The sequence below is a fragment of the Rheinheimera pleomorphica genome, from assembly GCF_011634895.1.
Classification (GTDB): Bacteria; Pseudomonadota; Gammaproteobacteria; order Enterobacterales; family Alteromonadaceae; genus Alishewanella; species Alishewanella pleomorphica.
The window spans coordinates 213,900-237,462 of sequence record NZ_SIRR01000008.1 but is presented as its reverse complement, the minus strand read 5'-3'; the positions used below and the strand labels follow the sequence as shown (position 1 = coordinate 237,462).

21 protein-coding genes, 1 other RNA gene and 1 pseudogene are annotated in these 23,563 nt (G+C 50.4%); 16 read left to right on the top strand and 7 right to left on the bottom strand.

What is annotated here, in order from left to right; translation table 11 throughout:
- Window positions 1-3: 3 nt before the first annotated feature.
- The 13 genes from EYB30_RS10240 to tilS all read left to right on the top strand — a co-directional run bounded on the left by EYB30_RS10240 (window position 4) and on the right by tilS (window position 16,329).
- Entirely contained in the window at window positions 4-867 is an 864-nt protein-coding gene (locus tag EYB30_RS10240; protein ID WP_166838821.1) for a phosphatidate cytidylyltransferase, read from the top strand.
- Window positions 867-2,060, top strand: a complete 1,194-nt coding sequence (gene ispC / locus EYB30_RS10235; protein ID WP_166838820.1) for a 1-deoxy-D-xylulose-5-phosphate reductoisomerase — start codon at window positions 867-869, stop codon at window positions 2,058-2,060. Before EYB30_RS10240 ends, ispC begins: the two co-directional genes overlap by 1 nt.
- Window positions 2,060-3,415: a sigma E protease regulator RseP gene (gene rseP, locus EYB30_RS10230; RefSeq protein WP_166838819.1), complete on the top strand. Its 1,356-nt coding sequence runs from the start codon at window positions 2,060-2,062 to the stop codon at window positions 3,413-3,415. The genes ispC and rseP overlap by 1 nt, the downstream gene beginning before the upstream one ends.
- A gap of 26 nt (window positions 3,416-3,441) precedes the next feature.
- Entirely contained in the window at window positions 3,442-5,925 is a 2,484-nt protein-coding gene (gene bamA / locus EYB30_RS10225) for an outer membrane protein assembly factor BamA (protein WP_166838818.1), read from the top strand.
- 23 nt (window positions 5,926-5,948) lie between these two features.
- Window positions 5,949-6,467, top strand: a complete 519-nt coding sequence (locus EYB30_RS10220; protein WP_166838817.1) for an OmpH/Skp family outer membrane protein — start codon at window positions 5,949-5,951, stop codon at window positions 6,465-6,467.
- Window positions 6,467-7,519 (top strand): UDP-3-O-(3-hydroxymyristoyl)glucosamine N-acyltransferase, encoded by a 1,053-nt coding sequence (gene lpxD, locus EYB30_RS10215; protein WP_166838816.1) that lies wholly within the window; start codon window positions 6,467-6,469, stop codon window positions 7,517-7,519. Before EYB30_RS10220 ends, lpxD begins: the two co-directional genes overlap by 1 nt.
- Before the next feature lie 14 nt (window positions 7,520-7,533).
- A complete protein-coding gene (fabZ, locus tag EYB30_RS10210) occupies window positions 7,534-7,986 on the top strand; it encodes a 3-hydroxyacyl-ACP dehydratase FabZ (RefSeq protein WP_166838815.1) in 453 nt (150 codons plus the stop codon).
- Window positions 7,967-8,758, top strand: coding sequence for an acyl-ACP--UDP-N-acetylglucosamine O-acyltransferase (gene lpxA, locus EYB30_RS10205; protein WP_206674616.1), 792 nt, complete (start codon window positions 7,967-7,969; stop codon window positions 8,756-8,758). The genes fabZ and lpxA overlap by 20 nt, the downstream gene beginning before the upstream one ends.
- Entirely contained in the window at window positions 8,758-9,921 is a 1,164-nt protein-coding gene (lpxB, locus tag EYB30_RS10200) for a lipid-A-disaccharide synthase (RefSeq protein WP_166838814.1), read from the top strand. Before lpxA ends, lpxB begins: the two co-directional genes overlap by 1 nt.
- Window positions 9,899-10,498 carry a ribonuclease HII gene (gene rnhB / locus EYB30_RS10195; RefSeq protein ID WP_166838813.1) on the top strand — a complete coding sequence of 200 codons (600 nt, stop codon included), beginning with the start codon at window positions 9,899-9,901 and terminating at the stop codon, window positions 10,496-10,498. Before lpxB ends, rnhB begins: the two co-directional genes overlap by 23 nt.
- Window positions 10,495-13,965: a DNA polymerase III subunit alpha gene (dnaE, locus tag EYB30_RS10190; protein WP_166838812.1), complete on the top strand. Its 3,471-nt coding sequence runs from the start codon at window positions 10,495-10,497 to the stop codon at window positions 13,963-13,965. The genes rnhB and dnaE overlap by 4 nt, the downstream gene beginning before the upstream one ends.
- A gap of 17 nt (window positions 13,966-13,982) precedes the next feature.
- Window positions 13,983-14,939, top strand: a complete 957-nt coding sequence (gene accA, locus EYB30_RS10185) for an acetyl-CoA carboxylase carboxyl transferase subunit alpha (protein WP_166838811.1) — start codon at window positions 13,983-13,985, stop codon at window positions 14,937-14,939.
- 94 nt (window positions 14,940-15,033) lie between these two features.
- Complete coding sequence (gene tilS / locus EYB30_RS10180; RefSeq protein WP_166838810.1) at window positions 15,034-16,329, top strand: tRNA lysidine(34) synthetase TilS; 1,296 nt, start codon at window positions 15,034-15,036, stop codon at window positions 16,327-16,329.
- 31 nt (window positions 16,330-16,360) lie between these two features.
- Here the strand turns inward: tilS and EYB30_RS10175 are convergent, their stop codons facing one another.
- Complete coding sequence (locus EYB30_RS10175) at window positions 16,361-17,260, bottom strand: GGDEF domain-containing protein (protein ID WP_166838809.1); 900 nt, start codon at window positions 17,258-17,260, stop codon at window positions 16,361-16,363.
- 133 nt (window positions 17,261-17,393) lie between these two features.
- Window positions 17,394-18,536 carry a patatin-like phospholipase family protein gene (locus EYB30_RS10170; protein WP_166838808.1) on the bottom strand — a complete coding sequence of 381 codons (1,143 nt, stop codon included), beginning with the start codon at window positions 18,534-18,536 and terminating at the stop codon, window positions 17,394-17,396.
- 66 nt (window positions 18,537-18,602) lie between these two features.
- On the opposite strand from EYB30_RS10170, the gene EYB30_RS10165 reads away from it, so the two are divergent.
- Both EYB30_RS10165 and ffs read left to right on the top strand, forming a co-directional pair.
- Entirely contained in the window at window positions 18,603-19,496 is an 894-nt protein-coding gene (locus EYB30_RS10165; protein ID WP_206674614.1) for a DUF3014 domain-containing protein, read from the top strand.
- A 94-nt stretch (window positions 19,497-19,590) separates the two neighbouring features.
- Window positions 19,591-19,687: signal recognition particle sRNA small type (gene ffs, locus EYB30_RS10160), an RNA gene on the top strand.
- A 29-nt stretch (window positions 19,688-19,716) separates the two neighbouring features.
- On the opposite strand, the pseudogene EYB30_RS10155 reads toward ffs, so the two are convergent.
- Window positions 19,717-19,842: pseudogene (locus EYB30_RS10155) on the bottom strand (DUF2496 domain-containing protein); the annotation flags it as partial.
- On the bottom strand, window positions 19,839-20,099 hold the full coding sequence (locus EYB30_RS10150; protein ID WP_166838807.1) for a late competence development ComFB family protein: 261 nt from the start codon (window positions 20,097-20,099) through the stop codon (window positions 19,839-19,841). The pseudogene EYB30_RS10155 and the gene EYB30_RS10150, both read right to left, overlap by 4 nt.
- 130 nt (window positions 20,100-20,229) lie before the next feature.
- On the opposite strand from EYB30_RS10150, the gene EYB30_RS10145 reads away from it, so the two are divergent.
- Window positions 20,230-21,327: a tryptophan 2,3-dioxygenase family protein gene (locus tag EYB30_RS10145; protein WP_166838806.1), complete on the top strand. Its 1,098-nt coding sequence runs from the start codon at window positions 20,230-20,232 to the stop codon at window positions 21,325-21,327.
- Here the strand turns inward: EYB30_RS10145 and EYB30_RS10140 are convergent.
- From EYB30_RS10140 to EYB30_RS10130, 3 genes are read right to left on the bottom strand one after another with little or no spacing between them, the layout of a single operon-like run.
- A complete protein-coding gene (locus EYB30_RS10140) occupies window positions 21,298-22,239 on the bottom strand; it encodes a histone deacetylase family protein (protein WP_166838805.1) in 942 nt (313 codons plus the stop codon). The genes EYB30_RS10145 and EYB30_RS10140 overlap by 30 nt on opposite strands.
- Window positions 22,239-22,775 (bottom strand): primosomal replication protein PriC, encoded by a 537-nt coding sequence (gene priC / locus EYB30_RS10135; protein WP_166838804.1) that lies wholly within the window; start codon window positions 22,773-22,775, stop codon window positions 22,239-22,241. The genes EYB30_RS10140 and priC overlap by 1 nt, the downstream gene beginning before the upstream one ends.
- On the bottom strand, window positions 22,775-23,557 hold the full coding sequence (locus EYB30_RS10130) for a sulfite exporter TauE/SafE family protein (protein ID WP_166838803.1): 783 nt from the start codon (window positions 23,555-23,557) through the stop codon (window positions 22,775-22,777). The genes priC and EYB30_RS10130 overlap by 1 nt, the downstream gene beginning before the upstream one ends.
- Between the last annotated feature and the right edge of the window lie 6 nt (window positions 23,558-23,563).

Below are 23,563 nucleotides of genomic sequence, written 5' to 3'. Positions count from 1 at the left end.
AGATTGTTTAAACAACGGGTTATTACCGCGCTTATTTTGGCGCCATTGGCCTTAATGGCCGTATTTTATTTACCGCTTGCAGGTTTTGCGGTGTTTATTTCTGCGGCATTTTTGCTCGGCGCCTGGGAGTGGAGTGGTTTTTGCGGTTTGCCGGATAAAGCCAGCCGTGGTGGGTATGTTGGTTTAACCGCTATAGTGCTGGCGCTGTTATATTGGCAATTGCCACAGCAGGCCAGTTGGCCACTGGAAAACAATATTTTGCTGAGCAGCTTGCTAATGGCCGGTGTAGGTTGGTGGCTGCTGGCGATAGTGTTAGTGCTTACTTACCCTCGCAGCCAACGGCTTTGGGTCAACAGTGATTGGGGCAAGGCACTGATGGGCTGGTTAACCCTAATCCCGGCCTGGGCAGCGGTGTTATTTATCCGCTCAACCGATTATGCCGCGTCTAGCTTTACCGGTGCCTGGCTGATTTTTGCGCTGCTTGCGCTGGTGTGGGCTGCGGATATTGGCGGTTATATTGTCGGTAAACCCTTTGGTAAACATAAATTATTGCCCAAAGTCAGCCCGGGAAAAACCGTTGAGGGTATGTTGGGCGGGCTGGCGTTGGTGGCGTTGGTTGTCACGGTGGTGGCCATGTTACAGGACTGGCCGGCACAAACACCGGTATGGTATATCGCGGCGCTGCTGCTGACGGTGCTGTCAGTATTCGGTGATTTAACGGAGAGCATGTTTAAACGTGCAGCCGGTAAGAAAGACAGTGGTGCTTTTTTGCCAGGCCATGGCGGTATTTTAGACCGCATTGACAGTTTAACGGCCACAGCGCCGTTGTTTGCCATTATTGTCGCCTTGTATAGCGGTTTTTATTGATGCGCCAGGTCGTAATTCTCGGGTCAACCGGTTCTATTGGTATTAGCACCTTGTCGGTGCTGGCGGCGCATCCGCAGCAATATCAGGTATTGGCACTGACGGCCGCGACACAAACAGAAAAGTTGTTGCAACAATGTCTGACGGTGAAACCGCGCTTTGCTGCCATGCTGGACGCACAGGCAGCCAAAACCTTAGCGGCTGCGCTAAAGCAAGCCGGCAGCAGAACCGAAGTATTAACCGGTATTGATGGCCTGTGTCAGCTGGCAGCACACCCTGACGCCGATATCGTGATGGCAGCTATAGTAGGCTCGGCCGGTTTGCTGCCAACATTGGCGGCGGTAGAGCAGGGTAAAACGGTGCTGCTGGCCAACAAAGAAGCACTAGTGATGAGCGGTGAGCTGTTTATCAGTAAAGTAAAGCAGCATGGCGCTACCTTGCTGCCGATAGACAGCGAACACAATGCCATTTTTCAGTGTTTGCCGGCTGCGCTGCAGCAACATACGCATGATCAGAGCATTAATGACTTCGGTATTAGTAAGTTATTGCTAACCGGCAGTGGCGGGCCTTTTCTGCATACGCCGCTTGCTGAATTTGACCGTATTACGCCAGAGCAGGCAGTGGCCCATCCCAACTGGAGTATGGGGCATAAAATTTCTGTCGATAGCGCGACTATGATGAACAAAGGTCTGGAGTTTATTGAAGCGCGCTGGTTATTTAACTGTCAGGCTGACGATATCGACGTTGTTATTCATCCGCAAAGTATCATTCATTCAATGGTGCAGTACAGTGACGGTTCAGTGCTGGCGCAATTGGGTCAGCCGGATATGCGCACGCCTATTGCGCATGCGCTGGCGTTTCCAAACCGTATTGCCAGCCCGGTTGCGCCACTTAATTTTAAGCAAATGCGTGACTTTACCTTCACTGAGCCAGAGCCAGAACGTTACCCGAACTTATATCTGGCAATAGCGGCCTGTGCGGCGGGGCAGGGCGCGACGACGGCGCTAAATGCGGCGAATGAGGTTGCCGTGCAGGCTTTTTTGGCGCAACAATTGCGATTTACCGATATTGCCAGATTAAATGCGCAGTGCCTGGATCACTTTAGCGGCTTTCACGTCAGTACGCTGGATGATATATTGGCACTGGATTTACAAGCGCGCCATTATGCGCAGTCACTGTTGAGGAAAGGGTTGTAATGTCGGGTGCGATTTGGAATTTACTGTCATTCGTCGTCGCACTTGGGGTGTTGATCACGGTTCACGAGTTTGGCCATTTTTGGGTGGCCCGCAAAAATGGCGTGCTGGTAAAGCGGTTTTCTATTGGTTTTGGTAAGGCGTTGCTCAGCTGGCGTGACAAGCAGGGTACAGAATTTGTCATTGCGGCTATTCCGCTGGGCGGCTATGTGCGGATGCTGGATGAACGGGTTGATCCGGTGCTGCCGCAATTTAAAGATCTGGCTTTTAACCATAAAACCGTATGGCAGCGGATGGCGATTATCGCCGCTGGCCCCGCAGCAAACTTTATCTTCGCGTTATTTGCATTGTGGTTAATGTATATTCTTGGCGTACAGACCATGCGGCCGATAGTCGCAGAGGTGGCGCCGCAGTCTATAGCTGCGCAAGCCGGTATGCAGGCGCAACAACAAATTATTGCGGTGAATCAGCACAAGGCAACCGATGCCAGCAGTGTAAATTTACTGCTGGTTGAACAACTTGGCCGCGACACTATTACGCTGGGTTTATTGGATGTCTCTACACAGCAGCAACGTTCGGTAACGTTAAATACCACCGACTGGCAGTTTGATCCGGAAAAACAATCGGTATTTGACAGCCTCGGCCTGGTGCTGGCGCGGCCGCAGGTGCTTACGGACATTGCCGCTGTGGCCCCAGATTCTGCAGCGCAGCGCGCAGGTCTTCTGGTAAATGACAAAATTCTTAGTATCGATGATACGCAGATTAATGATTGGCAACACTTACAAAAGCTTATCAGTAATGCGCCGGAGCAGCAGTTGGTATTGCAAATATTGCGTGATGGCCGTCAACTGACGTTGCAAGTGACGCCTGAGCGGGTTATGGCCGCGGATGGGTTTTCCAGCGGAGTGTTGGGGATATCACCCAAGGTAAGTGACTGGCCTGAAGGGGTGTTGTATACCCAACGTTATGGTGCATTTGATGCTATTGCCGCGGGTGCAGCGCATACCTGGCAACTCACCCGGCTTAGTTTTGCCATGATTGGCAAACTGTTGACCGGCGATGTGTCGGTAAAGCATCTCAGTGGCCCTATCTCGATTGCACAAGGTGCTGGCACCACAGCCAGTATAGGTTTGGTAGCATTTTTATCGTTTTTGGCGCTGATTAGTGTTAACTTAGCCGTCATCAATTTGCTGCCGCTACCGGTACTGGATGGTGGCCACTTAATGTATATGCTGCTGGAACTAATACGCGGCAAACCTGTCTCTGAGAAGACGCAGGAAATAGGTTTCCGGTTCGGAGCCATGATCCTGCTGATGTTGATGGGAATTGCGCTGCTCAACGATATTTCTCGTTTGTAAATAACTAATCATAAGTAGTTCAAATAATGACAATTAAACGATTAGTAGCGGCGATGTTACTTGCTACAGGCAGTAACTCGGTGCTCGCTGAAGACTCTTTTACGGTGCAGGATATTCAGGTTGAAGGCCTGCAACGCGTGGCACTGGGTGCGGCGTTGAATAATTTACCGTTTAACGTTGGTGATACGGTCACTGAGTATAGCCTGTCGCGCAGCATCCGCACGTTATACGGTGCGGGTCACTTTGAAGATATTAAAGTATTTCGTGATGGTAATACGGTCATTTACCGCTTGCGCGAGCGGCCTACCATTAACGCCATTGAGTTTGATGGTAACAAAGATATCAAAGAGGAGCAGCTCAACGAAAGTTTGGCTGGCAACCGCATTGAAGTCGGCGAGCCGTTGGATAAAACCATTTTAAAGAATATCGAGAATGGTTTAACCGAGTTCTACCATGGTGTCGGTAAATATCAGGCCGAGGTGGATGTTGAGGTTACTTACCTGCCCCGTAACCGGGTTAATTTAAAGATAAAGTTTGAAGAGGGCGACGCCGCTTCTGTCCGGCAAATCAATATTGTTGGTAACAAGCTGTTTTCAGATGAAGAGCTGTTAAAGGACATCGAATCTAAGCAAGATTTACCCTGGTGGCGCTTTTTGTCTTCTGATCGCTACCAAAAGCAAACGCTACAGGGCGATATTGAAAAAATTACCAGTTATTACCTGGACCGCGGCTATCTGCGTTTCAATATTAATTCCTCTCAGGTGTCTGTCAGCCCGGATAAAGAATCTGTTTATGTTACGCTGAATGTCAGCGAGGGTGAACAATATACTATCAAAGGGGTTAAATTTGTTGGCGACCTGATTGGTCAGGATGACTTTATCAGCAAAATAGTACCGCTAAAAGACGGCGATATGTATAACGGCGCTCTGGTCACCTATACCGAAGAAAGTATTGCCAAGTTACTGGCCCGCTTTGGTTATGCTAACTCTAAAGTGCGCACTATTCCGCAAATCAATGACGATACCAAAGAGGTTGAACTGACGATCAGTGTTGACCCTGGGAAACGCGTCTATGTGCGTCGTATCAACATGACGGGCAACGTCAATACCAAAGACGAAGTACTGCGTCGTGAACTTAGGCAAATGGAAGGCGCCTGGTTGTCGAACGATGCGCTGGAGCTGTCTAAGCAGCGTATTCAGCGTTTGCCCTATGTTGAGTCCATTGAGTTTGAAACCATCCCTGTGGCTGGTGTAGACGATTTAGTGGATGTTGGCTTTACCGTAAAAGAGCAGCCATCAGGCAGCTTTAATGCCGGTATCTCCTATGGCAACTATATGGGGTTGTCATTCCAGATTGGTGTGCAGCAGGAGAACTTCCTGGGTAGTGGTAACAGTGCCGGTATTAGCCTGAGCACCAACAAATATCAAAAATCTGTTAGCATGACTTATACCGATCCGTACTTTACGTTGGATGGTGTCAGCCTGGGCGGTCAGGTGTTTTACTCTGAACTGGACTATGGTTCTTCAAACCTTGAAGCCTATGATTACAGCCGTTATGGCATAGGCGCAAATATCGGTTACCCGATAAATGAATATAACCGGTTAAACTTCGGTGCTAATTACGTTTTCAATAAAATTAATCCCACCACGGATTATGACCAATTGCGGCATTTCCGCGCCGTGCTGTTAGACGCAGAAAACCCGGATGGCGGTTACAAGTACACGAACTATGAGTTAACGGCAGGCTGGGTGCGCAGCACCTTAAACCGGGGCTTATTCCCGACGGCAGGTCATTATCTGGGCGCGAGCATTAAGGTCACGACACCGAATTCAGATTTAACCTTCTTTAAAACCTCGTTTGAAGGGCGCAATTATATTCCGCTGAGCAATGATCATACCTGGTCATTTCTGACCAAACTGGAACTGGGCTACGGTAACGGTTACGGGTCTAAAAACGGTTATGATTACACCTTACCCTTTACCGAAAACTATAATGCTGGCGGCCAGAATTTGCGTGGTTTTGAAAGCCGTATTATCGGCCCGCGTGCGATTTTCCGTTATGCGCAGCAGGTTCCGGGGTTGCCAGAACTGGGCAGCGGTACCGGCAATTTGCCGGCCGATCCTGACTCTGACACTTACTCGGTGTCACAGCGTTCTATCGGCGGTAATGCGATGGCGATATTAACACTGGAGCTGATTACCCCAACGCCGTTCTTAAGTGATGATTACCGTAACTCAGTACGGACCAGCGTATTTGTTGACGCCGGTAATGTTTGGGACACTGAATTTGATATTAATCGTTATGCCGGTTTAACACCGCGCGTTACTGTGCGTAATCAACCTGAGCTGGCGGATTATTCAGATCCTGGTTTGATTCGGGCTACGGCTGGTGTATCTTTACAATGGATTTCGCCAATGGGGCCGCTAACCTTCAGCCTGGCAAAAATCATCAAGAAGTATGAAGGTGATTTACAGGAAAACTTTAGTTTTAATATTGGTACAACATTCTAGATTAGAAAAATAGGGAATATAAGATGTTAAACACACGTTTGGTAAAATCTGCACTTATCCTGGCAGCAGGCTTATTAATGGCCGGTACTGTTGCGGCCAAAGAAATGAAAATTGCTTATGTTGATGTGCAGGCCGTGGCTGCCAAGATACCTCAATCTGCCGCGATGCAGGAAACGATTCGCAGCGAATTTGCCCAGCGCATCGAAACCGTGGGCAAACTGGAAAAAGACATTAATTTTAATATTGAAAAACTGCGCCGCGATGGCCCTACGATGAGCGAGAAGCAGCAGGAAGAGCTAAAAGCTACCGTAACCAGTCAGCGTCAGCAATATGAGCAGCTGGCCCGGCCATTAGATGAAGAGATCCGTAACCGTCAGGCTGAAGAGCGCAATAAAGTGCTGGCACTGATCAAAACTGCTATTGATGTGGTGGCCGAGCGTGAGAAGTTTGACTTAGTATTGAACTCTGGTGCCGCGGTTTACGCTAAGCCTGAGTATGATATTTCTGAAGCAGTCATTACCCAGGTTAGTAAAGCGAAATAATGTCCGAATATCTGTTATCAGACTTAGCTGAGCGCTTAGACGCTCAGCTGATAGGCGATGCGGCATGCCGCATCGTGGCAATTGCGACACTGGAAAGTGCCGGTGCTGGCCAGTTAAGCTTTTTATCTAACAGCAAGTATCGTAAGTTCTTAGCCGAAACCTCAGCTGCGGCAGTATTGATTAGTGCGGATGATGTGCCCTTTGTTGCCCCTGGCGTGAATGCGTTGGTGGTAAAAGACCCTTATGTCGCCTTTGCCCGTGTTGCCCAGTTACTTGATACGACACCGGCTGCCGCCAACGGTATACACCCCACGGCAATTATCGACAGCAGTGCCACGCTTGGTGCTAATGTGTCTGTTGGTGCCGGGGCAGTGGTTTCCGCCGGCGTTAGAGTGGCCGACAATGTGCAGATAGGGGCAGGTTGCTTTATCGGAGAACAGGCAGAAATTGGCAGCGCCACCAAACTATGGGCTAATGTCACGGTTTATCATCGCGTACGTATTGGTCAGCGCTGTATTGTGCACAGTGGTGCGGTATTGGGAGCTGATGGCTTTGGCTTTGCCAATGAACGTGGCAACTGGTTGAAAATTCCACAAACCGGTACTGTGCGCATCGGCGATGACTGTGAAATAGGTGCTAATACCACCATAGACCGTGGTGCTATTGAAGATACGCAGATTGGAAATAATGTCATTATTGATAACCAGTGCCAGATAGCTCACAACGTGCATATTGGCGATCACACCGCTATGGCGGGTTGTACTGTGGTAGCTGGCAGTACCAAAATTGGCCGCTATTGTATTATAGGTGGTGCCGTGGTGATTAACGGCCACATTGATATTTGTGACGGTGCCCAGATCTCCGGCATGGCCATGGTAATGAAGCCTATTACCGAAAAAGGCGTATACTCATCAGGTATACCGGCGACCAGCAATTTAGAATGGCGCAAGAACACGGCGAAGTTACGCCAGATAGAACAACTGTATCAGCGGGTAAAGCAGCTGGAAAATCAGCTTTCAATGCTAACCAAATCAACTGACGCTGAACACTAGACAGAGGAATAGCCTTGGCTAACCAACTTAACAGCCTGCAAATACAGGAAATTATGGCGTTGCTGCCACACCGTTACCCGTTTCTGCTTATTGACAAAGTACTGGATTACACGCCAGGCGAGAGTCTTACCGCGATAAAAAATGTCACTATTAACGAGCCCATTTTTACCGGCCATTTTCCCGGCATGCCGATTTTCCCTGGCGTGCTAATTTTAGAGGCTTTGGCGCAAGCTACCGGCATTTTGGGTTTCAAAACGGTGACAGAACGTTCAGACAATGAGTTATACCTGTTTGCTGCTATTGACGAAGCCCGTTTTAAAAAGCCGGTAGTGCCAGGCGATACCATGGTGCTGGAAGTAAAATTTTTGAAAGAACGCCGCAACATGTGGAAGTTTTACGGCGAAGCGAAAGTAGAAGGCCAGATTGTCTGCTCGGCTGAGCTGATGTGTGCCAGAAGAGAGCTATAACGTGATCCATCCAACAGCGGTAATCGAAGCCGGCGCTAAGCTGGGTAACAATGTGAAAGTCGGGCCATTTTGTTACATTGGCCATAACGTCGTGCTGGGTGATGACTGTGTGCTTGAGTCGCATGTCGCCATTAAAGGCCCAAGCAGCATTGGTAAAGGTAATCATTTTTTTCAGTTTGCCAGCATAGGCGAAGCCTGTCAGGACAAGAAGTATAAAGGTGAGCCTACAGAGCTTATCATTGGTGATTACAACGTGTTCCGTGAAGGCTGTTCAGTGCATCGTGGCACGGTGCAGGATCAGGGTAAAACCATTATTGGCAACCATAACCTGTTTATGAACACCACCCATATTGCTCATGATGTTGTTGTTGGCAACCATACTATCTTTGCCAGCGGTGCTCAGGCAGCCGGCCACGTGCATGTTGGTGACTGGGCCATTTTAGGCGGTATGACCGGCGTGCACCAGTTTGTGCATATCGGCGCGCACAGCTTTTGTGGCGGTGGCTCTATCGTGCTAAAAGATGTACCCCCTTATGTTATGGTGCATGGCGCACCTTGCGTGCCAGCGGGGATCAACAGTGAAGGTTTAAAACGACGCGGTTTCAGCAGCGACGCGCTGTTAGAAATCCGCCGTGCGTATAAAGAAGTGTACCGTAAAGGCCAGACGGTAGCAGAAGCCCTGGCAGTGCTGGAAGAAAAAGCCAGCAGCATGCCTGAGCTTAAACTGTTTACTGACTTTATCGCCAACGCCAGCCGGGGCATAGTGCGCTGATGCTGGCGAAGCAAGCGTTTAAAATAGCCATTATCGCCGGGGAACACTCCGGCGATATTTTAGGTGCTGATCTGATGACGGCGCTTAAAGCCATGCACCCCGATGCCGTATTTTACGGTATTGGCGGCCCACGCATGCAGGCATTAGGGTTTAATGCGCTGTTTGATATGGAAGAGCTGGCCGTAATGGGCATAGTAGAAGTACTGGGCCGTTTGCCACGTTTGCTGAAAGTAAAACGTGAAATTGTGGCGGCACTGTTAGCTGATAAGCCCGATGTGTTTGTCGGTATCGACGCGCCCGATTTTAACCTGCCGGTGGAGCTTGAGCTAAAGCAAGCCGGTATCAAAACCGTGCATTATGTCAGCCCATCGGTCTGGGCGTGGCGGCATAAGCGTATTTTTAAAATTGCCGCAGCCACCAATATGGTGTTGTCGCTGCTGCCGTTTGAAAAAGCCTTTTATGACAAATATCAGGTGCCTTGCACCTTTGTTGGTCATACTATGGCTGATACGATGCCGCTGGATGTCGATAAAGCCGCGGCTAAAGCAGAACTGGGCTTAGACCCGAACCGGCAGGTCGTGGCACTTATGCCCGGCAGCCGCACTAACGAGATTAAGCTGCTCGCCGGCGATTTTTTGCAGGCAGCATTGCTACTGCAACAACAATTTCCTGACTTACAGTTTGTAACCAATATGGTTACGTCGGCGAAAGCGGCGCAATTTAATGCCATTAAGCAGCAAGTGGCGCCCGAGCTCACTATTGCTCAGTTTACCGGCCAGGCGCGGCAGGTGCTGCTGGCGGCAGATGCGACTTTTATCACCTCGGGTACAGCGACATTGGAAGCGATGCTGGCCAAGTGCTTAATGGTAGTGGCCTATCGCGCTAACTGGTTGACGTACCAGATAGGCAAACGGCTGGTAAAGTTGGCGCATTTTAGCTTACCCAATCTGTTAGCCGGCCGGGGCATGGTGCCCGAGCTGCTGCAACATCAAGTTAGCCCCCAGGCGTTAGTTGCAGCGATGTTGCCACTACTTACCGCCAACCGGTCGCAGCTGCTGCTTGAATACCGCGCTATCCATCAACAAATAAAATGTGATGCCAGCGCCAAAGCCGCGCAGGCGATATTGCAGGTAATACAAGATGATGCAGTACCAACGGCCTGATGTCGCGTTGTTATGCGGCGTAGATGAAGTGGGCCGCGGGCCTTTAGTTGGCGCTGTCGTCACGGCGGCGGTGATCCTGAACCCGCAACAGCCGATTGCCGGTTTAACCGATTCAAAAAAACTATCGGAAAAGCGCCGTACGGAGCTGTCTGAGCTGATTAAACAGCAGGCACTGTGCTGGGCGCTGGGGCGCGCCGAGCCGCATGAGATAGACGAATTAAATATTTTGCATGCCACTATGCTGGCGATGCGTCGGGCAGTGGCGGCGCTGTCTATCAGGCCAGAATGGGTACTGGTCGATGGTAATCGTACACCTGATTTCGGTATTCCTGCCAGTGCTGTTGTCAAAGGTGACTTGTTGGTGCCGGAAATTAGCGCAGCCTCTATTTTGGCCAAGGTGGCGCGCGATGAGGAAATGCAGGCATTGCATCTGGCGCATCCGCACTTTGGCTTTGCTGCACACAAGGGTTACCCTACCGCGGCGCATCTGGCGGCGATCCAACAGCATGGGGTACTGCCACAGCACAGGCGCAGCTTTAAGCCGGTGCGACAGGTGCTGGAGCAACAAGGGCTATGAGTAACCCGGCTTTTATTCATCTGCGGGTACACAGCGACTTTTCTATGGTCGATGGTGTGGCCAAGGTCAAACCTATCGTTAAAGCGGCACAAAAGCTGAGCATGCCGGCGTTGGCGCTAACCGATCAGATGAATTTCTGTGGCCTGGTGCGGTTTTACAGTACTGCTCACGATGCCGGTATTAAACCCATTGTCGGTGTCGATTGCTATGTACTGCATCCGCTGTTTGGCAACGAAACCAGCCGTATGCTGTTGCTGGCTGCCGATAACACCGGTTATCAGAATTTAAGTCAGCTGATCTCCAAAGCCTATTTGCGTGGTCATGTCGATGGCAAGCCGCAAATTGACCATGACTGGCTGGCAGACTATGCCGAAGGCGTGATTATCTTATCCGGCGCTAAGGAGGGGGTGCTTGGTAAGGCGCTGCTCAAAGAAAACCAGCAAACTATTCATGAATTATTAGCGTTTTATCAGCAGCATTTTGCCGACCGTTTTTATCTGGAACTGTTGCGCACCGGGCGACCGGATGAAGAGCTGTATATCCAAAAAGCCGTTACGCTGGCAGAGCAGCAGGGTTTGCCACTGGTGGCCACTAACGAAGTGGTATTTTTACAGCCGGAGGATTTTCCGGCACATGAAATTCGCGTTGCCATTCATGATGGCTTTACCCTGGATGACAAACGCCGGCCGAAAAACTATACCGAGCAGCAATACCTGAAGTCTGAGCAGGAAATGCAACAACTGTTTGCCGACTTGCCAGAGGCGCTGGAAAACTCGGTTGAAATTGCTAAACGCTGCAATGTCACCATCCGGCTGGGCGAATATTTCTTGCCCGCTTTTCCTACCGGCGGTATGACAGATGCTGATTTTCTGGTACTGAAATCGCGCGAAGGCCTGGAGCAGCGTCTGGAGCAGCTATTTCCGGATGAAAATATCCGGCGTGAAAAGCGCGCCGAGTACGACGAGCGTTTGCAAATAGAGCTCGACGTTATTAACCAGATGGGCTTTCCCGGTTACTTCCTGGTGGTGATGGAGTTTATTCAGTGGTCCAAAGACAACGATATTCCGGTTGGTCCGGGGCGGGGGTCGGGGGCCGGCTCGCTAGTGGCGTATGCTCTTAAAATCACCGATTTGGATCCACTGGAATTTGACCTGCTGTTCGAACGGTTTTTGAACCCTGAGCGGGTATCAATGCCAGACTTTGACGTCGACTTTTGTATGGACAGACGTGACGAAGTGATCGAACACGTTGCCGATATGTATGGCCGCGAAGCGGTATCGCAAATTATTACCTTTGGTACTATGGCTGCCAAGGCGGTTATCCGAGATGTTGGCCGGGTGCTGGGTCATCCTTATGGTTTTGTTGATCGTATCTCTAAGTTGATCCCTCCCACGCCTGGCATGACACTGGAGCAGGCGTTTAAAGAAGAGCCCCGCCTGCCGGAGCTTTACGCCCAGGATCAGGAAGTTAAAGATCTGATTGATATGGCGCGCCAGCTTGAAGGGGTAACCCGTAACGCCGGTAAGCACGCCGGTGGTGTGGTAATAGCGCCGACTAAAATTACCGATTTCTCGCCGCTGTACTGCGACGATGAAGGCAACAATCCGGTTACGCAGTTTGACAAAAACGATGTTGAATATGCCGGTTTGGTGAAATTTGACTTCTTAGGCTTGCGCACCCTGACCATTTTGCAGTGGGCGGTCAATATGGCCAATACGCGCTTAGCCAAAGAAGGCCGCGAGCCCATCGACATTAATAGCATACCGCTGGTCGATAAAAAGAGCTTCGATTTACTGCAAAAAGCTGATACTACCGCGGTGTTCCAGCTGGAATCACGCGGTATGAAGGATCTGATCCGCCGCCTGCAGCCTGACTGCTTTGAAGATATGATAGCTTTGGTGGCGCTGTTCCGTCCCGGCCCGTTGCAGTCGGGCATGGTAGATAACTTTATCGATCGTAAACGCGGCCGCGAGGCCATTTCTTACCCGGATGCCACCTGGCAGCACGAGTCATTAAAGCCGATTTTAGAGCCGACTTATGGCATTATCCTGTATCAGGAACAGGTAATGCAGATAGCTCAGGTATTGTCGGGCTATTCGCTTGGCGGCGCCGACTTATTGCGCCGTGCTATGGGTAAGAAAAAACCGGAAGAAATGGCCAAGCAGCGCGACACCTTTCAGGAAGGCGCGGCAAAAAACGGCATTGACCCTGAACTGGCCATCAAGATTTTTGACCTTGTAGAAAAATTTGCCGGTTACGGCTTTAATAAATCGCACTCTGCGGCTTATGCGCTGGTATCGTATCAAACGCTGTGGATGAAGGCGCACTATCCGGCCGAATTTATGGCAGCGGTGATGTCGGCTGATATGGACAACACCGATAAAATCGTCACGCTGGTCGATGAATGTGAGCGGATGAAGCTAAAGCTGATCCCTCCGGATGTAAATGCCGGCGTCTATAAGTTTACCGTGAATGAGCACGGTCATATTGTTTATGGTATTGGTGCGATAAAAGGGGTTGGGGAAGGCCCGATTGAAGCGATACTTGAAGCGCGCAATAAGCATGGCAGTTTTAGCGACTTATTTGATTTTTGTGCCAAGGTCGACTTAAAAAAACTGAACCGGCGGGTAATAGAAAAATTAATTTTATCCGGTGCCATGGACCGTTTAGGCCCACACCGGGCAGCGTTGTCGGCCACGCTGGAAGAGGCGATGAAAGCCGCCGAACAACATGCTAAAGCACAAGCCGTTGGACAGGATGACTTGTTTGGTTTGTTAAGCCCTGAGCCAGAGCACGCGGCGGCGGCTTTTAAAACAGTAGAGCCCTGGGCGGATGAAGTCTGGCTGGAAGGTGAGCGCGAAACCTTAGGCCTGTATTTAACCGGTCACCCGATTAACCGTTACCTGGATGAAATTCCGCGTTATGTTAATTGCCGGCTGGTTGAACTGCAGCCAACGCGCAAAGATCAAAGCGTTACCGTTGCCGGGCTAGTGGTGTCGGTGCGGGTGATGATTAACAAAAAAGGCCGGCGCTGGGCCATAGTTACCCTGGATGATAAATCAGCGCGGCTCGATGTGCGGTTTTTTCCGGATCTGCTGGAAAGTTTCGAGCAACAGCTGCAAAAAGACCGTATTCTGGTAATAACGGGACAGGTCAGCTTTGATGATTTTAACGGTGGCCTTACAATGACCGGCCGCGATGTCAGCGAGATCACTGCTGTACGGGAAAAATCTCTGAGATCGTTGAATATCACTGTACAATCGCCGCAAATAGACCACAATTACCTGCAAAGATTGCAGCAGGTGCTGGGCGAATTTAAAGCAGGTACTGTGCCGGTAAAATTGCGCTATCAACGCCAGGAAGGCGAGGTGATGTTACAGCTGGGAACGCAGTGGTGGGTAACACCGGCCGACGCTTTGTTGCACCAGTTAAAGCAATTGGCAACAATAGAACTGGAATTTAATTAATTAGGTAGTGACAGTCGATGATGCTGAATTATTTAGAGTTTGAGCAACCTATTGCTGAACTTGAAGCAAAAATAGACGAATTACGTAACGTCAGCCGTAACGGCGATTACGATTTGGGCCTGGAAGAAGAGATCAACAAACTAAAAGAAAAGAGCCTGGGCCTGACCAAGAAAATTTTCGCTGAGCTGGGAGCCTGGCAGGTAGCCCAACTGGCGCGTCACCCATTGCGCCCTTATACGCTGGATTATATCCAGCATATGTTTACTGATTTTGATGACTTAGCCGGCGATCGTACTTTTGCCAATGATCAGGCTATTGTCGGCGGCACGGCGCGGCTGGGTGAGACAGCGGTAATGGTAATTGGCCATCAGAAAGGCCGAGATACGCGGGAGAAAATTAAACGCAACTTTGGTATGCCGCGCCCGGAAGGTTATCGCAAAGCGCTGCGACTGATGGAAATGGCCGAGCGTTTTAATATGCCTATCGTTACCTTTATTGATACGCCGGGGGCTTATCCTGGCATCGGTGCGGAAGAGCGTGGTCAGTCGGAAGCCATTGCCCGCAATTTGAAAGTGATGGCCGGCCTTAAAGTGCCGGTAATTTGCACCGTGATAGGTGAAGGTGGCTCAGGTGGTGCTTTGGCTATCGGCGTTGGTGATAAAGTCAATATGCTGCAGTACAGCACTTATTCGGTTATTTCGCCCGAAGGCTGCGCGTCTATTTTATGGAAAAGTGCTGAAAAAGCACCTCTGGCCGCTGATGCGATGGGGATCACGGCCGAGCGCATTAAAGAGCTGAAACTGATTGATGAAGTGATCCCAGAACCCTTAGGTGGGGCGCACCGCTCGCATGAGCAGATGGCTAAAACGCTAAAGCAAGCCTTGCTGCGCGATTTAGAAAAACTGCAAAAAATGAGTAGCAAAGAATTATTAGACGTGCGATATAAACGGCTGATGTCTTATGGTTATTGTTAAGCCGTAACCCTTGCTAAAAAGCCAGTGCCTGTGCACTGGCTTTTTCTTTTGTGTTACCCTGTCAAGCCGCGAGCCCTCTGAACTGTATTAACTTATGCCTGAACTAAGCCCACAGTATTTACTGGAAACCCTGGCGCCTGCGCCAGATAGCCAACTGGTGCTGGCGCTCAGTGGCGGCCTTGATTCGATGGTGCTGCTGCAGCTGCTGGCACAAGCGCAAAAGCTACAGCCGTTTCGCCTGCAAGCGGTGTATATTCATCATGGTATTAGCCAGCATGCGGATAGCTGGGGGGCGTTTTGCGCCCACGCTTGCCAGGCACTTGCTGTACCCTTTGAGCAAAAAAAAGTACAGATTGACGGCAGCGATAATCTCGAGCATAAAGCACGCGTAGCGCGTTATCAGGCGCTGGCGCACTTTATTAGCACGGATAAACATATATTGCTCACGGCACACCATGGAGACGACCAGCTGGAAACCTTGTTGCTGGCGCTAAAACGGGGAGCCGGCGCGGCGGGGCTACGCGGTATTGCACAGCGACGGCCTTTTGGCGCAGGCCTCTTGTGCCGGCCTTTACTGGCGTTTAGCCGCAGCGAACTGGCGCAGTATGCCGCAGCGCAGCAACTGCAGTGGGTAGACGACGACAGCAACAGCGATAGCCGCTTTGAGCGCAATTTTATCCGCCAGCAACTGACGCCAGTGCTGACGCAGCGCTGGCCACATTTTAGACAAAGCGCGGCGCGCAGTATGGCGCATCTTGCTGCACTGCAGCAGTTGGCAGATCATTACACCACACAAGCACTTAGCGACTGCCTGAACGGGCAGGGACTGGATCTTAACCGGTTGGCAGCTTATTTACCGGTGCAACAGGATTTGGTGCTGCGCCAGTGGCTGGCCAAGGCGGCGTTGAATCCGCAAACGCAGTGGCTAGAAACGCTTAAACAGCAGGTTATTGCTGCCCGCGAGGATGCTACGCCGGTGTTGGTGCTAGAAGGTTACCAGTTGCGCCGTTTTGCCGGTACCTTATACCTGCTTAAGCCAGAGCATGTTGCGCTGCCGCAGGCTGGCGCCGAGTTTACCGGCAGCGGCAGTTTAACCCTGCCGGCGGCGTGTGGAACTTTGTTATTTAGTGAGACCGAAATGCCTGCCGGGTTGGCGCTGCCAGCGCGGTCCGGTCAACTGGTATTTGGCCGTTTAAGCCTGCGCTTTAAACCGGCCGGTGCGGCTAACAGCAAACCATTAAAGCAGTGGTTTAAATTATGGCAGGTGCCACCCTGGCAGCGCCAGCGTATACCCTTAGTGTTGGTAGCCGGGGAGTTGGTGGCGGTGGCAGGTTATGCCAGCAACACTGCGCCTGAGCAGGCGAAGCTCTGGCTGAGCTGGCAGCGCTAAAAAGCCTTCGCCGCCAGCGCGTACTAATCATTCAGGCGACCCTTACCGTGCTCTTACCGGCATCTTTAGCTGCATAAAGTGCCGTGTCGGCCGCGGCAAATAGCTGCCTGGCGTCCTGCTCTGCGCGCAGCAATGCTAGACCCGCACTGGCGCTGACCTGATGTTGCTGACACAAATAATGCTGGTTAATTGCTTTTACCATACGCCTGGCGACCAATTCAGCACTGTCGGTATCCTGGCCTGACAGGATCACTGCAAATTCATCCCCGCCAAATCGAAACAGGCTGTCGGTAGCGCGCAGGCAATCGCGCAGACAATCGGCAACCGCCAGTAAGATGTCATCACCGGCACTGTGGCCGGATAAATCATTCACTTGCTTGAAGTTATCCAAGTCCAGCAAAATCAGGGCGCAACGCTCGTCGTGGCGTTTGGCCAGCTGTACTGCCTTATTAAAGTTATCGTCAAAAAAACGGCGGTTACCCAGGCCGGTCAGGGTATCTTTTAATGCCATCTGTTGCAGTCGGCTCACTACCAGGGCATTGCGCAGGGCAAATAACCATTCGCTTTCCAGCAACAACAGCTCGCGTTGGATCATTGGTGTAAAAGTATGATCGCTGTGATAAATAAGTTCTGCCAGGCACTGTTGGTTTAACACCAGCACACTACGGTGCTCAAACTGAGCCGGGTGTGAACCACTGGCGGTAAATTCGCCCACGGCGGTTTTTAGTGTTAATGCTGTCAGCGGCAAAACTTTGCCGGCTGCCATCGAAACAATATTCAGCTGTTGCTGGATATCGAGCGTGGTTTGTAACTGACTCACCAGGCTTTGTTCCGGGCATTCTGGCAGCTCAGGCCAATGTTGTACCTTGGTCATAGCCGCATAGCTTGGTGCATTGCTTAGCGCCACTTCATGAACTAATAAGTATTCCATTTTGCCACCTATTGATGCTTTATCTCGATAAAGCAAATAGTAGGCCAAAGTTTTAAGCGCACTGTTTTTATTAGCTTTTTTAAGTTTTGGCGGACATAAAGTCAAGTATTTGGCGACAGCGGCGACTTAAGGCTTAATCATCGGCAAGAAATTGCAATATCGCCGGCATTTGCGCCATCGCATCGTCATAACCCAACTCTATCAGCCGACGGGTATAGCGCTGTTCAAACAGCAAATAACTTGCCAGGCTGGAATCTGAATGCTGCCGGATACCGGTAATACGCAACATAGTGCGTACAGCCAGCGGCAGTGACAAAAAGTGTTCGCTGGCCAAAAGGCCAAAGTTCTGGCTGGGGTTTATCAGTAAACTTTGTATCGGTTTCAGGTCTGTTTTTATGCCGTGCTGTTGCATCGTGCTGATGGTGTTATTGACCCGTTGCATCCGCTCTAAGTCAGAGTTAAGGCTATCGGTAAACACCGTATCCAGTAGATGGCCGGCGATGGTAGCCAAGTCGGGATGATGCAGCATACGCTGGTTAAGTTCATTTTTACGCGGATCGGCCACGCCGATGATCAAAATTTTATCGGCCCCTAAATGAATGGGGGCACTCAGCGGTGCCAGCTGATTAACCGAGCCATCACCAAAGTATTGCTGATGAATACGAACCGACGGGAACACCAGTGGGATAGCGGCGGAGGCCATTAAATGGTGTACACCCAGTAAAGTCCGCTGGCCACAGCGCTTGGCCCGGCGCCATTCCTGTGCTTTGTCTGATTGAAAGAAGCTAATAGAGTCACCGTTGTTATAGCAAGAAGCGGTAACCGACACGCTGGATAAGTAGCCGCCCATAATATTACGGTCAATACGTTGTAAATCCAGCACTTTGCTCAGCATTTGCTTCAAAGGCTTGTTGTCAAACAGGCTGACAGCATGTTTATTGGCATAGTCGGCCTGAAAGGCACTGAACACACCGCGTAATAGCTGGCGAAATACGCGCGGATAGTCTGAATAGTACACCTGGCTGGTATGAAAGTTACGCCAAATCCATTCCAGCTTTTTCACCCCCAGGTGAAAACAGGACGCATAGCAAGCCATAGCGGCGCCGTTAATCGCGCCGGCAGAGGTACCGCTGATAATATGAAATGGCAACTTGCTGGTGCGCGGAAATTGCTGCGCAATGGCTTTGAGTACGCCAACCTGGTAAGCCGCGCGGGCACCGCCTCCGGTTAACAGCAGTGCCGTTTTTTTTGTTGGTTGTAAATCTGGTTCAGACATAACAGAAGTTGAACTTTTTCCAGACAGCAGGCTCATTGCTTAGTATATTGCTGGAAAGATTACAGAATGCAACGCTTAATCACGTTGTTATGGCAGAACAAGGCTGAGGTGGCTATGACAGAGCAAAAAGTAAACAATAATCAACAGCTATATTATGCAGGTATCATCGCTGTGGTAGTAGTGATCTTACTTGCACTGTGGCTGTTGTTCAGTAAAGACAAGGCCCCCGAACCGTTACCTGTGTTAACACCCGAAGTAAATGAACCGGCAGTGCCAGCCCAGGTAGTGCAGCCAGAGCCAGAAACCGTCGAGCCTGAACAACAAGCTGAAACCCCGGCGCCTCGCCCTGAGCCAATGCGTCAGGCTGAACCTGAAGCGCCTTTACCAACGCTGGAGCAGTCTGACGTTGAGGTTAAACAGCGTTTGTTGACACTAAACTGGCGCACTGGCTTAGCCGGGCTTTTTGTGACTGAACAGATGCTGCGCAATTTTGTGGTGCAAACCGATAATATCGCGCAGGGCCAGCAAGCACTGGGCCATCCGCTATTTCAGCCGTTGCAGCAAAGCTTTAGCGAGGCGGACGACGACAAGATGCAGCTTAATGAGCAACATTTTAAGCGCTATGAACCTTATATCCAGTTACTGGAGAGTGTGCCGCCAGAGCAGCTTGTGCCGTTGTTTAACCGTTACGAGCCATTGCTGCAGCAGGCCTACGCCGAGCTGGGTTACCCTGATGAGTTGTATAAAAACAAATTGCTGGCGGCAATAGATATGTTGCTGGCAACCCCCGAGGTGGCGTATCCACTGGCATTGGAGCGTCCAGCGGTGGTATATACCTTTGCTGATCCGGTAATTGAACAATTGCCAGCCGCACAAAAACAAATGATCCGGCTGGGACCGGATAATCAACAGCGGGTAAAGGCCTTATTACGTCAGTACAAACAAGTATTACAACAATAGTTTGCTGCTTGATTGCTCTAAGCAGGCTTGCAACCAGGCCTGCTTTTGCGCATAATGCGCGCCTGCTGAGTATTTAGCAGTGCAATGGTAACCCCATTGGTCCTCTCGCAATACTAGTAAGCGAACCTGGTCAGGTCCGGAAGGAAGCAGCCACAGTTTATGACGTATGTGCCGGGATGTGGCTGGTGGGGTTGCCACCCAAATCCCGCTTTGTTTCGAAGTCTTTCTGCACTATTGCCAGCGCTTTTAATACCATTTCGCTATCCAGCTGATGCTGTTCCAGCAACATTATTAAGTCTACCGCCAGTTGTACATGCTGTGGCGCCTGTGCAAGCGGCGTGGTCAATTGTTACTATCCAGAAACTGCTGCGCCCTGGCAACGGCTTCTTTAACTTTCATCTGCATTTCAAAACGCTCGCTTTGTGGCAGATAAAACGCCATATCGACCTCGTAGCGAATATAGCGTGGTGGTAACAGGTTTAGTGAGATACAACATAAGTCGGCCAGGTATTCAGCGTCTTTATCGCGGTCTAACCCCAGCTCAACTATATGATCCAAAGTCAGTTTTTCATAATAGTTATGGATATCGTCGTCCAGTTTCATATTTACCTCGGCGTGCTATGTCGTCAGCACAAAGCATAATCAGCTTTGTGTGAAAACACCACCGAAAGATTGAGTTAGCAACGGCGGCTGCTACAATGCCGACCTTAGCAGTGGAAAAAGAAGCACGATAATGCAAAAAAATACTACCCCCTGTTACTACGGTGACTACCTGCAGCTGGATAAGATTTTAACGGCACAGGCCCCTGAGAGTGCCAAATATGCCGCTGAGGCGCATGATGAAACCTTGTTTATTATTGTGCATCAGGTGTATGAGTTGTGGTTTAAGCAAATACTGCATGAGTTAAAAGCCGTGATGGCAGTTTTTGCCGGCGACGCGGTGAAAGATGAGCAGCTAACCGGCATAGTACATAAACTGAAGCGGGTGATTAGCATCCAGCAGCTGTTAAATCAGCAGATCGGTGTGATGGAAACCATGACACCACAAGACTTTATGGCATTTCGCGATTATCTGGTGCCCGCATCAGGATTTCAGAGTATTCAGTTTAAAATGCTGGAAATCGGCCTGGGCCTGAAAAGCGATTTTCGCATCGACTTTGATAAAAACTCGTTTTACAGCCGGCTGAATGAACAGGACCGCCTATTCCTGCAACAATTAGAGCACCAACCCAGCTTGTTTGAGCGGGTTGAGAAATGGCTGGAGCGGATGCCGTTTCTTGAGTTGGAAAACTTCAGTTTCTGGCAAATGTATCAGCAGGCCACTGACGCTATGCTGGCGGAAGATAAAAGCACCGTTGAGACGATTGAGCAAATTGCTGAGCATGAACGCGCACTGCAACTGGCCGAAATTGAGCGCACAGCAGAGAAATTTGCCGCCCTGTTGGATAAAGACAAATATCAGCAGTTGCAGCAAAGCGGTGCTTTCCGGCTGAGTCAGCGTGCTATGCTGTCGGCCTTATTTATCAGCCTGTATCAGGAAGAGCCGGTGTTTAACCTGCCGTTCCAGTTGCTAACCTGCTTAACCGAAATTGATGAGCTGTTGACTATCTGGCGCTATAAACATGCGATGATGGTGCAGCGTATGCTGGGCAGCAAAATCGGCACCGGCGGCTCGTCCGGCCATGAGTATTTAAAACGCACGACGGAGAAAAACCGCATTTTTACTGATTTGTTTACTATGGCGACCTTTTTACTGCCGAAACATGACTTACCGGCGTTGCCGCCACAGGTGAAAAAGCGCTTAGGTTTCTATTTTGCTGGCGAACTCTGAGCCATAAAGGTGGAATGCGGCTTTAAATAGCTGCAAATGTAGCTTTACCAGCGCAGCGACGTTGCGCTGGTAACCGCCGCCTATTACCGCAGCAACCGGAATATTACGCTCGGTGCAGCTTTGCAGTACGGTTAAGTCACGTTGATATAAAGCCGGTGTAGAAATATTTAACAACCCCAGTTCATCCTGCTGATGAATATCAACCCCGGCATCATAAATAACCAGATCCGGCTGATGCCAGTTGAGCAAGCTTAGCAGGCTTTGCTCAACCGTGTTTAAGTAGGCTTCATCACTACACTCTTTGGCAACGGCAATATCCCAGTCAGAGTGCTGTTTGCGATAGGGGAAGTTTTTTTCACAGTGCACTGAGCAGGTTATAATACGTGGTTCATCGGCTAGCAGCAGCGCACTGCCGTCGCCCTGATGTACATCTAAATCAACGATTAAAATTTTATCCAACCCTTGTTCAAGCAACAACCTGGCCGCGACGACCAAATCATTAAACAGGCAAAAACCTGAGCCTTCAGCATAAAAAGCATGGTGATAACCACCACTTAAATGCAGCGCTATACCACCGCGACTCAATGCGGCCTGCGCTGTTTGCAGCGTACCGCCGACTGAGCACAGCGAACGCTGATAGAGTTGTGTTGACCAGGGAAAACCGATACGGCGCATGGCTTTGGCCTCTATGCTGCCATCACGCAGACTTTGAATATAAGCCGGGCAATGCACCTGCTCCAGTTGAGCCTCGCTAACCGGTTGCGATACTGCAAAGGCATTTGCGGGGAGGCCTAACGCCAGCAGTTGCTGATACAGCATCTGGTATTTGGCTATCGGGTAGCGGTGCTGAGGTGGCAGTTCCAGCGCACTGTAGCAGGGGTGATACAGCAGGGCAGGCAAAGCATAATCCATTAGTTGCGCTGCTCCAGTTGCTGGATTTGCAATTCAATATCTGACAACGCCTTGCGACAACGGCCTAGCCTGGCATGCAGTGCCAAAGTGCGTTGTATCGCGTCGGCTGAGTTATCCCGGCTGGCCAGCGCTATCATGTCCAGCAAACGGCGTTCAAACTGTTGTACTTCACTTAGCTGCTGATACAGCTGCTGGCTGCTGGCGCTAACATGTTGCACTAAGGCTTTGACTTTCGCTTTACCGGCGGGCTTTTTCCGGGTGTCCACATTACGAAAGGCCCGGGTTAACGCCGCGGTTTGCTCGCTTAAGCGCTGTACCAAACGCTGCTTCGCCGCCAGGCTTAATGAACTGTTCTGTAAATGTGTCAGGTTGCGCTGCGCTTCAGCGACATAATCACTCAGTGCGCTTGAGCGGCAGCTAAATAAGGCACTGTCAAACCAGTTTTGCGGTTTGCCAGTGGCAGGTTGTAAATCGATACTCTCAGCTTGGGCTCTGAGCTGTTGCAGTTGATATTTTAGCGTGCCCAGTAAGTCCATTAGCTGCTCCAGGCTTGCCAGGCTAAGCGCAGGGCGATGGCTATAACGACACAAATAAACACCGGCCGGATAAAGCGGCTGCCAAATTTAATGGCTGAATGTGCGCCCAGCCAGGCGCCCAGCATTAAACATAACCCCATGGCAATACCCAGCGCAAAGTTAACATGCCCCAGCGCAATAAAGGCCACCAACGAAAAACCATTGCTGATAAAGTTCATTGTGCGCGCTACACCGCTGGTCAGAAGTAAATTAATACGGTATAGCGCCATAGTCGACACCATCCAGAAGGCGCCAGCGCCGGGTCCGGCAATGCCATCATAAAAGCCCAGGCTGATACCCTGGATACGCTGCTGCCAAAACAGCTTGCGGTTTTCTGCCGGCAAGTGCAGCGCATTGTCCGGTTGCATCCGGTTAAACAAGGTATAGATGGCGGCCAGTAAAATCAGCAGTGGTAACACTTTCTCCAGCGCTTCTTTACTTAACACATCGACCACTAAGGTGCCCAGTACTGCGCCTATCGCGGTATAGCCTAAGCTGCGGCGCCAATAGATAGGGTTAAACAGCTTTTTACGGTAATACGTCAGCGAGGCGGTAAAAGAGCCAAAGGTAGCTGCCAGTTTATTGGTGCCCAGCACAACATGGGGGGGCAAGCCTGCCGTTAACAGCGCCGGTACTGTTAATAAACCACCACCGCCGGCGACAGCATCAATAAAACCGGCAGTAAAAGCCACCAGACAGAGGATTAGTAATACAGATGGCTCAACAGCCAATTCAGCAAGCACAGCATT

Bases quoted from the DNA above. Each gene is read 5' to 3' on its own strand.
- ispC (WP_166838820.1), top strand. From the start codon at position 867: ATGCGCCAGGTCGTAATTCTCGGGTCAACCGGTTCTATTGGTATTAGC.
- rseP (WP_166838819.1), top strand. From the start codon at position 2,060: ATGTCGGGTGCGATTTGGAATTTACTGTCATTCGTCGTCGCACTTGGG.
- bamA (WP_166838818.1), top strand. From the start codon at position 3,442: ATGACAATTAAACGATTAGTAGCGGCGATGTTACTTGCTACAGGCAGT.
- EYB30_RS10220 (WP_166838817.1), top strand. From the start codon at position 5,949: ATGTTAAACACACGTTTGGTAAAATCTGCACTTATCCTGGCAGCAGGC.
- lpxD (WP_166838816.1), top strand. From the start codon at position 6,467: ATGTCCGAATATCTGTTATCAGACTTAGCTGAGCGCTTAGACGCTCAG.
- lpxB (WP_166838814.1), top strand. From the start codon at position 8,758: ATGCTGGCGAAGCAAGCGTTTAAAATAGCCATTATCGCCGGGGAACAC.
- rnhB (WP_166838813.1), top strand. From the start codon at position 9,899: ATGATGCAGTACCAACGGCCTGATGTCGCGTTGTTATGCGGCGTAGAT.
- dnaE (WP_166838812.1), top strand. From the start codon at position 10,495: ATGAGTAACCCGGCTTTTATTCATCTGCGGGTACACAGCGACTTTTCT.
- accA (WP_166838811.1), top strand. From the start codon at position 13,983: ATGATGCTGAATTATTTAGAGTTTGAGCAACCTATTGCTGAACTTGAA.
- tilS (WP_166838810.1), top strand. From the start codon at position 15,034: ATGCCTGAACTAAGCCCACAGTATTTACTGGAAACCCTGGCGCCTGCG.
- EYB30_RS10175 (WP_166838809.1), bottom strand. From the start codon at position 17,260: ATGGAATACTTATTAGTTCATGAAGTGGCGCTAAGCAATGCACCAAGC.
- EYB30_RS10170 (WP_166838808.1), bottom strand. From the start codon at position 18,536: ATGTCTGAACCAGATTTACAACCAACAAAAAAAACGGCACTGCTGTTA.
- EYB30_RS10165 (WP_206674614.1), top strand. From the start codon at position 18,603: ATGCAACGCTTAATCACGTTGTTATGGCAGAACAAGGCTGAGGTGGCT.
- EYB30_RS10150 (WP_166838807.1), bottom strand. From the start codon at position 20,099: ATGAAACTGGACGACGATATCCATAACTATTATGAAAAACTGACTTTG.
- EYB30_RS10145 (WP_166838806.1), top strand. From the start codon at position 20,230: ATGCAAAAAAATACTACCCCCTGTTACTACGGTGACTACCTGCAGCTG.
- EYB30_RS10140 (WP_166838805.1), bottom strand. From the start codon at position 22,239: ATGGATTATGCTTTGCCTGCCCTGCTGTATCACCCCTGCTACAGTGCG.
- priC (WP_166838804.1), bottom strand. From the start codon at position 22,775: ATGGACTTACTGGGCACGCTAAAATATCAACTGCAACAGCTCAGAGCC.